This is a genomic window from Streptomyces sp. NPDC056503 (assembly GCF_042794995.1).
In the GTDB taxonomy this organism is placed as follows: domain Bacteria; phylum Actinomycetota; class Actinomycetes; order Streptomycetales; family Streptomycetaceae; genus Streptomyces.
Window position 1 is genome coordinate 1 of record NZ_JBHTST010000196.1, and the last position, 11,572, is coordinate 11,572.

At 75.6% G+C, this 11,572-nt stretch carries 11 protein-coding genes; 6 read left to right on the forward strand and 5 right to left on the reverse strand.

Features of this window, described 5'->3' with window-relative positions:
* Positions 1-33: 33 nt before the first annotated feature.
* Entirely contained in the window at positions 34-249 is a 216-nt protein-coding gene (locus ACFQ8C_RS34750) for an I78 family peptidase inhibitor (protein WP_383465600.1), read from the reverse strand.
* Positions 250-553: 304 nt separating this feature from the next.
* Here ACFQ8C_RS34750 and ctaD point away from each other — a divergent pair, with 304 nt between their 5' ends.
* On the forward strand, positions 554-2,257 hold the full coding sequence (gene ctaD / locus ACFQ8C_RS34755; protein WP_383465601.1) for a cytochrome c oxidase subunit I: 1,704 nt from the start codon (positions 554-556) through the stop codon (positions 2,255-2,257).
* Positions 2,258-2,269: 12 nt separating this feature from the next.
* Here the strand turns inward: ctaD and ACFQ8C_RS34760 are convergent, their stop codons facing one another.
* From ACFQ8C_RS34760 to ACFQ8C_RS34770, 3 genes are all read right to left on the reverse strand, one after another.
* Positions 2,270-3,553 carry a glycosyltransferase family 4 protein gene (locus ACFQ8C_RS34760; protein ID WP_383465603.1) on the reverse strand — a complete coding sequence of 428 codons (1,284 nt, stop codon included), beginning with the start codon at positions 3,551-3,553 and terminating at the stop codon, positions 2,270-2,272.
* Between the two features lie 64 nt (positions 3,554-3,617).
* Positions 3,618-4,931 carry an ABC transporter substrate-binding protein gene (locus ACFQ8C_RS34765; RefSeq protein WP_383465604.1) on the reverse strand — a complete coding sequence of 438 codons (1,314 nt, stop codon included), beginning with the start codon at positions 4,929-4,931 and terminating at the stop codon, positions 3,618-3,620.
* Positions 4,909-5,424 carry a hypothetical protein gene (locus ACFQ8C_RS34770; RefSeq protein ID WP_383465606.1) on the reverse strand — a complete coding sequence of 172 codons (516 nt, stop codon included), beginning with the start codon at positions 5,422-5,424 and terminating at the stop codon, positions 4,909-4,911. Before ACFQ8C_RS34770 ends, ACFQ8C_RS34765 begins: the two co-directional genes overlap by 23 nt.
* Before the next feature lie 101 nt (positions 5,425-5,525).
* Here ACFQ8C_RS34770 and ACFQ8C_RS34775 point away from each other — a divergent pair, with 101 nt between their 5' ends.
* From ACFQ8C_RS34775 to ACFQ8C_RS34785, 3 genes are read left to right on the forward strand one after another with little or no spacing between them, the layout of a single operon-like run.
* Positions 5,526-5,936: a hypothetical protein gene (locus ACFQ8C_RS34775; protein ID WP_383465608.1), complete on the forward strand. Its 411-nt coding sequence runs from the start codon at positions 5,526-5,528 to the stop codon at positions 5,934-5,936.
* Positions 5,924-8,521, forward strand: coding sequence for an ATP-binding cassette domain-containing protein (locus tag ACFQ8C_RS34780; protein ID WP_383465610.1), 2,598 nt, complete (start codon positions 5,924-5,926; stop codon positions 8,519-8,521). Before ACFQ8C_RS34775 ends, ACFQ8C_RS34780 begins: the two co-directional genes overlap by 13 nt.
* Positions 8,518-9,165, forward strand: a complete 648-nt coding sequence (locus ACFQ8C_RS34785) for an ATP-binding cassette domain-containing protein (RefSeq protein WP_383465612.1) — start codon at positions 8,518-8,520, stop codon at positions 9,163-9,165. Before ACFQ8C_RS34780 ends, ACFQ8C_RS34785 begins: the two co-directional genes overlap by 4 nt.
* 25 nt (positions 9,166-9,190) lie before the next feature.
* Here the strand turns inward: ACFQ8C_RS34785 and ACFQ8C_RS34790 are convergent, their stop codons facing one another.
* On the reverse strand, positions 9,191-9,916 hold the full coding sequence (locus ACFQ8C_RS34790) for a transglycosylase family protein (protein WP_383465614.1): 726 nt from the start codon (positions 9,914-9,916) through the stop codon (positions 9,191-9,193).
* A 351-nt stretch (positions 9,917-10,267) separates the two neighbouring features.
* On the opposite strand from ACFQ8C_RS34790, the gene ACFQ8C_RS34795 reads away from it, so the two are divergent.
* Complete coding sequence (locus tag ACFQ8C_RS34795) at positions 10,268-11,050, forward strand: hypothetical protein (protein WP_383465616.1); 783 nt, start codon at positions 10,268-10,270, stop codon at positions 11,048-11,050.
* A 179-nt stretch (positions 11,051-11,229) separates the two neighbouring features.
* Positions 11,230-11,520 carry a hypothetical protein gene (locus ACFQ8C_RS34800; RefSeq protein WP_383465618.1) on the forward strand — a complete coding sequence of 97 codons (291 nt, stop codon included), beginning with the start codon at positions 11,230-11,232 and terminating at the stop codon, positions 11,518-11,520.
* Positions 11,521-11,572 lie beyond the last annotated feature (52 nt).

Genomic DNA, 11,572 nt, shown 5'->3' on the forward strand with positions numbered 1-11,572 from the left:
GCACCGAGCGGTCGGGGCCCTTCGCGTACGGGGTCAGCCGATCCAGCAGCGGGTGACGGTGTCGTCCTCGACCTCGAGATTGAGACGCCCGGCGAGGTACTCCATGGTGACGATCGCACCGGGCGGGAGGGTCCGGACGACGCGCCAGCCGCGCGTCCGGGCGAGCTGGGCGGCGCCCTCCGCGCCGAGGCCCACATAGGACTCGGGCGCGTCACGGGGCGGTTCGGGGCTGCGCGACATGGGTGCCATGGGGTTCACGTTAGTCCCCTGGCGGTCACGCTTGCGTCACAACTTCTCGACGGTCGGCGTGACGGCCGCGTACGCGGCGGAACGTCGGTTTCCGGCCGTTTCTCCGGAAATTCGAAAAGGCATCCGGGGGTTCGCACAAGTCGTTCGGGCGAATTCACCGAAGGGGTCGGGCGGGGCCCATTCCGGCCGACGGGGCCAACCGGCGAAATGTGGGCGGAGCCCGCGCGCCGCTCCCTCACCGTTCCCTTACACAATGCTTACGCTGACCGGACGCCGGAGAACGGAACACGGGGCGGAGGCACCGATGAGCACCGAGGCGGCGACCACCACGGCGGAATCGGGCGGACGCGAGCGGCACGGCCGGATCCTGATCGACTGGCTCACCACCACCGACCACAAGAAGATCGGTCACCTCTACCTGGCGACCTCGTTCGCCTTCTTCCTGCTCGCCGGGCTCCTCGCGATGGCGATGCGGGCGGAGCTGGCCAGGCCGGGGACCCAGTTCCTCTCCAACGAGCAGTTCAACCAGGCCTTCACCCAGCACGGCACGATCATGCTGCTGCTCTTCGCGACCCCGACCTTCGCCGGCTTCGCCAACGAGCTGGTGCCGCTCCAGATCGGCTCCCCCGACGTCGCCTTCCCGCGGCTCAACATGTTCTCGTACTGGCTGTTCCTGCTCGGCGGGCTGATGGTGGTCGGCTCCTTCCTCACCCCGAGCGGGCCGCCCGACTTCGGCTGGACCGCCTACGCCCCGCTGAACAGCGCCGTCCGCTCCCCGGGGATCGGCGCCGACCTGTGGATCATGGGGCTCGCGCTCTCCGGCTTCGGCACGATCCTCACCTCGGTGAACTTCCTCGCCACGATCATCGGGATGCGGGCGCCCGGCATGACCATGTTCCGGATGCCGGTCTTCACCTGGAACGTGCTCTTCACCGCGGTGCTGGTGCTGATCGCCTTCCCCGTCCTCGCGGCGGCGCTGCTCGCGCTGGAGGCGGACCGGCGGTTCGGGGCGCTGGTCTTCGCCCCCGGCAACGGCGGGGCGCTGCTCTGGCAGCACCTCTTCTGGTTCTTCGGCCACCCCGAGGTCTACATCATCGCGCTGCCGTTCTTCGGCATCGTCAGCGAGATCATCCCGGTCTTCGCGCGGAAGCCGATCTTCGGCTACCTCAGTCTGATCGCCGCCACCATGACGATCACCGGGCTGTCGGTGGTGGTCTGGGCCCACCACATGTTCGCGACCGGGGCGGTGCTGCTGCCGTTCTTCTCCTTCCTCTCCTTCCTGATCGCCGTGCCGACCGGGGTGAAGTTCTTCAACTGGACGGGGACCATGCTGCGGGGCTCGCTCTCCTTCGAGACCCCGATGCTGTGGGTGACCGGCTTCCTGGTGTCCTTCCTCTTCGGCGGCCTGACCGGGGTGATCCTGGCCTCGCCGCCGATGGACTTCCACGTCACCGACTCGTACTTCGTCGTCGCCCACTTCCACTACACGGTCTTCGGCACGGTCGTCTTCGCGACCTTCGCCGGCTTCCACTTCTGGTGGCCGAAGTTCACCGGCCGGATGCTCGACGAACGCCTCGGCAAGATCCACTTCTGGACCCTCTTCACCGGCTTCCACCTCACCTTCCTCGTCCAGCACTGGCTGGGCGCGGAAGGCATGCCCCGCCGCTACGCCGACTACCTGGTGGCCGACGGCTTCACCGCCCTCAACACCCTCTCGACCATCGGCGCCTTCCTCCTGGGCACCTCCACCCTCCCCTTCCTCTACAACGTCTGGCGCACCTGGCGGTACGCGCCCAAGGTCGAGGTCGACGACCCCTGGGGCTTCGGCCGCTCCCTGGAGTGGGCCACCTCCTGCCCGCCCCCGCGCCACAACTTCACGGCCGTCCCCCGCATCCGCTCCGAATCCCCCGCCTTCGACCTCCACCACCCCGAGTTCGCCGACTACGAGCGGATGCGGCTCACGAGCCCGCCGCCGCCCCGGACCCACCGGACGCCGCCGGGCGCGTGAGGCCCCGGGCCGTCAGCGCAGACCGAGGCGGCGCAGGGTGCGGCCCGCGCCGGCCTTGGCCGTGTAGGCGGCGTCGTAGGCGCGGGACGTCCAGGCGTGGCGGGCGGCGGCCGCCGGCGAGTGGGCGCGGCGGGGCGCGGCACGGGCGACCAGCTCGGTCCACAGCTGCTCGTGGCGCGCGGCGACGCGTGCGGGGTCGAAGCGCTCCGCCGCCACGAGGGCGGCCCGGCCCGCCTTGGCGCGCAGCTCCTCGTCGGCCATCAGCCCGCCGAGCGCGCGGGCGACCGCGCCGGGATCGCCGACGGGGACGAGCCGCCCGTCGACGCCGTCCTCGACGATCTCGCGCGGCCCGTGCGGGCAGTCCGCGGCGACCACCGGAAGGCCGCACCGCATCGCCTCCACGATCGTCATGCCGAAGGCCTCCCGCTCGGAGGTGACCGCCGCGATGGAGCCCTTCGCCCACTCCGGCTCCATGGGGTGGACCTGGCCCATCAGCCGGACCCGCCCGCCGAGCCCCAGGGCCTCGATCTGCCGGGTCAGCGGCGCCCGCAGGTCCTGTGCGGCGTCGCCGCTGCCGTAGATCCGCAGGGTCCAGTCGGGGTGGTCGTCGGCCAGTTCGGCGAAGGCGTCGACGAGGACGTCGAACCGTTTGACGCGGGTGAGCCGGCCGGCCGCGACGATCACCCGGGCCGACGGGTCGGCGGCCGGGACGGACGGCACGGGAACGCCGTTGGGCACGGACTCGACGCGGACGGAGCCGGGCAGCCCGAGCCGCCGGTAGGCCCGGGCGTCGGCCTCGGTGACGGTGGTGACGAGGTCGAGGAGCGCGTACTCGTGGGCGATGTCCCGCCGCAGCCGGCGGCTGTGCCCGTCGAGGATCAGGTGTTCCTGGGCGACCAGGACGGGTCCGGCCCCGGCCTGCCGGGCGAGTTGCACGTTGAGCCCCGGCCGGGTGCCGACGAGGACGTCCGCCGCCACCCCGCGCAGATGGTCCCCGATCCGCGCGTCGGTCAGCGCGCTGTACTGCTTCCACCGCCCGTCGCCGCGCGGGAAGACCCGGGCGGGCCGGTGGGCGTCGGGGTGGTCGCCGTCGTAGTCCGGCGAGTCCTTCCGCAGGTCGACGAGGTGACGGAGGGTCACCCCCGCCGGGAGGCCGAGCCGTGGCCGGTCGCGGTGGCGGAAGACCGAGACGATCTCGACCTCGTGGCGTTCCGCCAGTTGTTCGGCGAGCGTGAACGTGGTCCGGATCGTGCCCCCGTAGTGATAGCCGTTGTGGAGCAGGAAGGAGATGCGCATCTGCCGGTTCCCCCCGGTCAGTTGGTCGGTCGGGCCGACTGTACTGCTCCGGTGGCGGCGCCCCTCACGGCCGGTAACCGAGCTGGGGGACGACCGCGCAGTTCCGCGTCATCTCCCCCTGGCTCACCCAGCCGCGCCCGTCCCGCCAGCGGGCCACGGAGAGACAGGTCTCGCGGGTGGCGGGCGGCCGCTCCAGGTGCTCGAAGCGGACGGGAAGCAGCAATCCCCGCGCGGTGTAGGGCTCCTGGCGGTTCAGGTACGCCTCGACGCACGTCCGGGTGAGTCCTCCCCGGTCGGGGCGGGCGAGGCAGGAGCGGGCCGCGTCGGTGAACCACATGGCCGCCGCCCATCCCTCCAGCTGCCACTGGGAGGTCTCCCGCTCCCCCATCGCGGTCCGGAAGGCGCGGACCTCGGGGTGCCCGGTCTCCTCGAAGTTGCGGCTCGACCCGGTCACCCAGAGGGAGTCGCGGCAGCCGGGCGCGCGGGCGTAGTCCCGGGCCACGGAGGAGGACCAGTTCTGCACATTCGTCACCTTGGCGTCGACGCGGACGCCGAGCGCCTCCATCGCCTCGCACAGCCGGGTGTTGCCGTGCCCGTCCAGCGCGTCGAACACGAGGTCGACCCGACGCTCGCGCAGATCGGCGGCGACGGCCCGGAAGTCCGGCAGGACGAAGTCGACCCGCTCGTTCACGACCCGGTAGCCCTCCGCGCGCAGCCCCCGGGCGACGAGCCGGGCGTAGGCGGCGGAGGCGGGCTGGTCGTACGCGACGACCGCGGCGGTCCGCGCCCCGCGCTCGCGCGCGAACCACCGGTAGACCTCGGTCCCGCCGTACAGGGTGCCGTCCCAGCCCGGCGCGGCGCCGGTGCGCGGGGCGGAACTGCCGTACAGGGAGTAGAGGTGGGGGTAGGTGTCGTAGGCGGGGGTGAGGGGCTGGCCGCCGATGTCGGGCACGCCGGCCCGGGAGACGAGCGGGGCGCCCGCGTAGTCGAGGGCGGTGGTGGCGACGAGGGCGAAGACCTTCCGCTCGTCGAGGAGCCGGCGGACGCAGGCGGTGTTGCCGACGCCGCTGCCGCCGTCGTCGCAGGTCTCGACCTCGACCCGGCGCCCGTCGAGGCCGCCGGCGGCGTTCAGGGCGTCGAACCAGGCCCGGGCGCCGTCGCGCGGGCCGGTGAGGGCCGCGCCGCCGACGGGGCTGGTGGCGCTGGTGATGATGCCGACGCGGAGCGGCTCACCGCCGGAGGGGTGGGCGGTGGGCCGCGTTTCGAAGGAGCGCTCCGGAAGCCGGCTGCCGCACCCCGCGAGGAGGACGAGCAGGAGGACGAGCAGCAGGGCCGGGAGGCGCGCCGCGGCCGTCTCAGCAGCCTTCGACGGTGACACCGCTGAGCTTCACCAGACCGCACAGGGTATTCACGGAGACCTTCCAGGTGTCGTCCTGGAGCACCGACGTGCCCCGGGAGTCGGGCAGCAGGGGGTTGCCGCCGACCAGCAGGTCGTAGGTGACGTCGGCGCCGGACGCGGAGGTGAACTCGACCCCGGTGACCTCGGCGGTGGTCGCCGCGGCCTGGGGGTTGCCGGCGAAGGCGGTGAGGACGTCCCGCATCTCCTCGCCGTTCTCCAGGAGCTTCACCCGCTCGGCGGCCGGGGTGTCCGCGTCGAAGAAGGCCGCCCAGTTCCGGGTGATCTCCGCCTTGGCGGCGGCCGGGTCGGCGGGCTCGTCCGCGCCGGTCGGCCGGGCCGTCATGCCGGGTGGCGGGCTGGAGGTCACCTGGTTGCCGCTCGCGGGCTCGTCGTCGGAGCAGGCCGCGAGGGCCGGGGTGAGGAGCAGCATCGCGGCGGCCGCGAGGGCGGCCGCTCGTCGCCTGAGCACCATCGGGTTCACCACCGTTCGGCGTGTGCTTCCAGGGTCGGACGGTACGGGGCGAAGCGCAAGAATACGGTGCATAGTCGGAGGAAAGGACGGAGGCCCTCTCCTTGCCGACGGCGCGGTTCCTGCTGTGGGGCGGCCTCGTGGCGGCCGCCGGGGGCGCGCTGCTGTGCGTCCTCGGCTGGTACGGGATCTCGGGCGAACGCTTCGCCGAGCGCCAGCTCCCCTACCTGGCCTCGTGCACGGTGCCGGGGGCGGCGCTGCTCGTGGCGGGCGCGGTACTGATCGGGACCGCGGCGCGCACGGCCCCGCCGCCGCCTCGGGACGGGGCCGCGCCTCCGGACCCGGAGGCGACGGCCGCCGCCCCCGTCTCCGACGCCCCGCCGCTGCGCGTCCCCGGCGGGACGCTGGCGCACCGCCCCGACTGCCCGCTGGTGGCGGACCGCGCGGACGCCGTACCGGCCGCCGGGGACCCGGCGCTCGTGCCCTGCCCGGTGTGTGAGCCGTGGCCTCCCTGACGTACGAGCTGACGCTGGCCGGCCTCGCGGTCGGCAGCGCGGCGGCGCTCACCGGCATCGGCCTGATCGTCACCCACCGGGCGACCGGGGTGCTGAACCTGGCGCACGGCGCGCTCGCCATGGTCTGCGCGTACGTGCTCCGCCAGCTCGTGGTGGTGTGGGGCTGGCCCCTGTGGCCGGCCGCCCTGCTGACCCTGCTCCTGGTGGCCCCGGGGCTGGGGCTCCTCCTCGACCGGGCCGTCTTCCGCCCGCTGGCCCGGTCCGGCGCCGGACCGGCCCGCGCCCTGGTCGCCTCCACCGGCGTCTTCGTCCTCCTCGTGGGCGTCGCGGTCCTGCTCTGGGGCGCCGGCGCCCGGGACGACGCGCCGGTGCTGCTCGGCGACGAGCCATGGCTCCAGCTGGCGACGGTGGTGGCGGTGGCCTGCCTGGTCACGGCGGTGACCCGGTGGACCCGCTTCGGGCGGGAGCTGCGGGCGGTGGTCGACAACCGCCCGCTCGCGGTCCTCGCCGGGGTGGACGCGGACCGGATCGCGGCGGCCGGCTGGGCGTTCGGCGCGTTCACCGCCGGGCTGACGGGCGTGCTGCTCGCCCCGTACGTCCGGCTCGACCCGTACGGGCTGCCGCTGCTCGTGGTGGAGGTGATGGCGGTCGCGGTCATCGCCCGGATGCGGTCGCTGCCCGTCGCGATCGGCGCGGCGCTGCTCATCGGGGTGACCCAGGCCCAGCTGACCCGCTTCCACCCGGAGGGCTGGGCGGAACCGCTGCTGCGCTCGGTCGGGGCGAACCTCTTCGTGCTGGCCCTGCTGATCGCCGCCCTGGTCCTGCCGGGCATCGGCGGCAAGGGGCACGACGCGCTGCCGCCGCCGCCCCGAGCGGCCCGTACGCCCCCGGCGATCTGGCCGCTCGCCGCCGTCTGCTTCCTCCTCCCCCTGGCCGTGGGCGGCCCGGACCTGCGCACGGCGACGCAGGTCCCCGCCCTGGCGATCGTCCTGCTCTCCCTGGTCGTGGTGACCGGCCGCGCCGGCCAGATCGCCCTGGGCCAGGCGGCCTACGCGGGCCTCGGCGCCCTCTTCACGACCCTCTTCACGACGGCCGGCGTGCCACCCCTCCCGGCCCTCGCCCTGGCGGTCCCCCTGACGGGGGCCGCGGGCCTGCTGACCGCGGGCCCGGCGATCCGCCGCCACGGCCTGGCGCTGGCGCTGGCGACCCTCGCGGTCGGCGTGGCGGTGAGCCGCTTCGTCCTCGCCCAGCCCTACGCCACGGCGGGCCTGGCGGCCCCGGTCCGCCCCTGGCCCTTCACCTCCGACCGCGCGTTCTACGCCCTCGGACTCCTCCTCCTCACGGCCGCCCTCCTCCTGGTGGGGGCCCTCCGCCGAGGCCGCACCGGCCGCGCCCTGGCGGCCCTCCGCGACCACGAGCCCGCCGCGGAGGCGGCCGGCGTCCCCGCGACCCCCCTCAAACTCCTCGCCTTCGCCCTGGCCGCCGCCCTGGCGGGCCTGGGCGGCGCCCTCCTCGCGATGGCCGTCGAGGCCTTCGACCCCACGGCGTACGACCCCCTGCGCGGCCTCCTCTGGTTCGCCACGGTCATGGTCCTGGGCGCGGACAACCTCCTCACCCCCCTCCTGGCCGCCCCCCTCCTCCTGACCGCCGACACCGCCACCCCGGCCGCCGCGGCCGCCCTGGCGGTGGGACTCCTGGCCACCCAGACCGGCCGCCTCCCGCCCCTGACCGCCCTCCTGAGCCTCCCCCGCGCGACGGGCGCCGTCCCCGCCCGCGGCCCCACGCCCCCGGCGGGCGGCCGGGAACCCCCTCCCGGCCGCCCGGCCGCCGCCGGCCCGCACCCCGGCACGGGAGACCCCGGCGCGGGAGACCCCGGCACGGGAGACCCCGGCGCGGGAGACCCGGCCCCGCCCGCCCGCGCGGGGCCACCCGCCCGGCTCCGCGCCGAGGGCCTCTGGTTCGCGCACCCCGGCGGGGTGACGGCCCTCAGAGGCGTCGGGCTCGTGCTGCCGACCGCCCAGGTCACCGCCCTGGTGGGACCGAACGGCGCGGGAAAGAGCACCCTCTTCGACTGCCTGGCCGGCGCGGCCCGCCCCCGCCCGGGCGGCCGGGTCCTCCTGGACGGCAGGGACATCACGCACCGCCCCGCCCGCACGAGGGCACACCTCGGCATCGCGCGGACCTTCCAGCGACCGGCCCTGTTCCCGTCCCTCTCCGTGGAGGAGAACGTCCGCGTCGGCGCCGAGCACGGCCACCACCGCGACCACCCCGCCACCGCCACCGAGCGCGCCCTCCGCCTGACGGGCCTGGCGGGGCCCGTACGCCTCCGCCGCACGGCCGGGCTGCCGACCGGCCTCCTGCGCCGGGTCGAACTGGCCCGCGCGCTGGCGGGCCGGCCGCACACGCTCCTCCTGGACGAGCCGGCCGCCGGCCTGGACGCGGCCGAGGCCGAGGCCCTGTCCCGGCTGCTGACCGCGCTCGCCGCCGACGGCCTGACCGTCCTGGTGGTCGAGCACGACCCGGACCTCGTCGCCGGCACGGCCGCCACCGTCCACACCATGGAGGGAGGCCGGCTCCGGCCATGACCACGGAGATGGAACTGCGCGACGCCCGGGTCCGCTACGGCCCCCTGGAGGCCCTGCACGGCCTGGACCTCCCGGTCCCGGCGGGCACGGTGACGGTCCTGACGGGCCGCAACGGCTCCGGCCGCACCACGGCGCTGCGCGCGCTCGCCGGGACGGCACGGCTGTCCGCGGGCCGGGTCCTGTGGCGCGGCGAGGACGTGACCGCGCTGCCGCCGCACGAGCGGGCCCGCCGCGGGCTCTGCTTCGTACCGGACCGCGGCGCGGTGTACGAGGGCCTGACCGTCGCCGAGAACCTGGCCCTGACGGCTCCGGACGCCCCGGTCCCGTACCCCGCCCTCGTCCCTCTGCTCTCCCGCGCCGCGGGCACGCTCTCCGGCGGCGAGCGCCGGATGCTGGCCCTGTCCCGCGCCCTGCTGCGCCCCGCGCGGGTGGTGCTGGTCGACGAGGCGGCCCTGGGCATGGCCCCGCCGGTCGCGGCCCGCACGTACGCGCTGCTCGGCGCGCTCGCGGTCGAGGGCGGCGCGGCGGTGGTCCTGGCCGAGCAGCGCGTGCCCGACGGACTGCCGCCCGGCACCCTCCTCCACGAACTGCGGCGCGGCACCCGCGTGTTCAGCGGCGAGGCGGCGGAGCCGCGCCCGGCCTAGTCCGGCCCGGTCCGGCCCGGTCCGCTCAGAGCGGCGCGATGCGCAGCATCATGCCGACGTACAGCCGGTTCGGGTCGGGGCCGATGACGCTCCTGTTGGCCTCGTAGAGCCGCTGCCAGCCGCCCTTGACCGAGAAGCGGCGGGCGATGCCGCCGAGGGTGTCGCCGGCCTGCACGGTGTGGACGCGGCCGCTGAGCCCGTAGCGCTTGGAGCAGACGGGCCAGGCACCCCAGCCCTGCACGCGCAGGACGTCCTCGGCGATGCCGATCTGCTGTCCGCGGGTGGCGAGGTCGGCGCGACGGGCGTACTTGAGGCCGCCGTACTCGATCCAGGTCGGCTGCCAGAACTGGAGCCCGCCGTAGTAGCCGTTGCCGGTGTTGACGTCCCAGCGTCCGCTGCTCTCGCACTCGGCGACGCAGCCCCAGGGCCACTGGTCCTTGGCGCAGGCGTACGCGGGCGCGCCCGCCGGTCCCGCCGACGGTGGCGGCGGCATCGCGCCGGTGGTCCCGGCGTCGCCCCGGGCCGCCTCGATGGCGGCCGCGGCCGAGGCGAGCGCGTCCGCGACCGCGCCCGCCGCCGCGTCCGGCAGCACCGGCACGGCCGGTACGGCGGGCGCGCCCGGGGCGCCCGCCGTGCCGGGCCCGTCGTCGCCGGGCGCGGCCGTGGCGGCGGGCGCCTGGTGGAAGGCGAGCAGCGCCGCCGCGGAGGCCGCCGCGAGCGAGCCGGCTGTCCAAAATCGGATCATCGACATCGCCGCAGGCTAGGTCGGTCTCCCGGCGCCGAGCCCCGTGCCGCGCGGAACACCGTTCACTTCCCACCCGGTCGGAGTCACCGCGGACGGCGCCCCGCGGGTCGCCGCGGAAGGGCGCCGCAGGACCGCCGCCGGACCACCGCGGCAGGCCCCCGCCGAAGGCACGACGGCCGGCGCCTCGGGGGCGACGCGGGGCCGCCTCGGGCGCCGCCGCCGGAGGCGGCCGCCCGCGCCGGCGGCAACTTGCCCCCCTTCCGCGCGTGACCCCGCCCGCGCCTGGCCCGTTGAACTCGGCATGAGACGCCCGGGAAAGGCCCGGGGTCCGTCCGTACCGACTCCAGGGAGCCCTCCGTGCCGCGCATGCTCGACGTCAGCGAGGACGTACGCGCCGAGATCGGCGACGAAGAAGCCGACCGGCTGCTCGCCGGCGACAACGCCCCGGGCAGCTACGACTGCACCTCCTGCCGCACGCAGGGCGACTCCGAGCAGGAGCGCACCAGCACGGTGCTGTTCGTCGGCGAGGAGACCGCGGTCCTCGCGTTCGCCCACGCCAGCTGCATCCCGTCGCAGGTCGTCCGGGTCGCCGAGGAGCAGCTCCAGGGCGCCGTCGCCTCCATCACGGCCGCCGACGCCGCCGACGCGCTCTCGGCCGCCCACCCCGAGCAGGCCGTGCTCGGCGTCACCAGCGGTCTCGTCCTGATCGACGGCGAGCTGCACCCGGCGCTGGTCGTGGAACCGACCGCGCCGGTGGCCCGGCCCGGTTCGGGCGGGCTCACCGACGAGTTCCTGTCGCTCCTGGCCGAGCAGGGCTTCCAGCCCGTCCAGGACCTGAACGGCAAGCCGGCCACGCTGCCCGGCTGGTCGGTCCTGGTCGCCATGGGCCAGCTGCACTCGGTGCTCCAGCCCGGCGCGGGCGGCGCGGGACAGTCCGCCTGGTGGCAGGCGCACCAGCCGCTCCAGGTCACCGAGGGCTGGCGCGCGGCGGCCAACAAGTCGCACACCGTGCTGGTCTTCGCCGCGCCGGTCGGCTCCATCGGACAGCAGCCGCGCGAGGACCTGCTGCGCGACGCCCTGGAGAAGGCCGCGGCCAACGGGCGCCTGGTCGCCGCCGCGATGCCGCTGGCCGGGACCTGATGGACGACGGGCGTCCGGGGATAGGGCCGACGCGCGGGCCGGGCGTCCCGACCGTGCCCCGTCCCCGGCGGGCCCCTCTTTCGGAGAGCCGCCCGCATCCGACGGACGGCAGGGTCGTTGGCACCTACGTGCACCCATACGACCCTTTCCCCCAGCCGCATCCGAGTCCGATCCCCGCCATGCGCCCGGCGCAGGACGTTCCGGCCGGGCACTCGGCGACGCCGATCTTCGATGCCCTGTACTCGGAGTACCGCCGGTCGTTCCGCACGCTTCCGGGCGACCGCAGCGGCGAGGAGGAGCTGGCGTTCCGGGCCTTCGGCACGGCGAGGAGCACGGGCCTCGCGGGGTTCGCCGGCGGCCTCTCGGGGCTCTACGGCCAGCACCACGCGCCCTACCCGTCGACCTGGGCGGCCTCGCAGCACCATCCCCCGCAGGCGGCGCTGCCGCCGGCGCCGCGCCGGAGCATCTGAGCGCGCACGGACAACGGCCGAGGGCCGGAGTCGTACCCGTACGGGTACGACC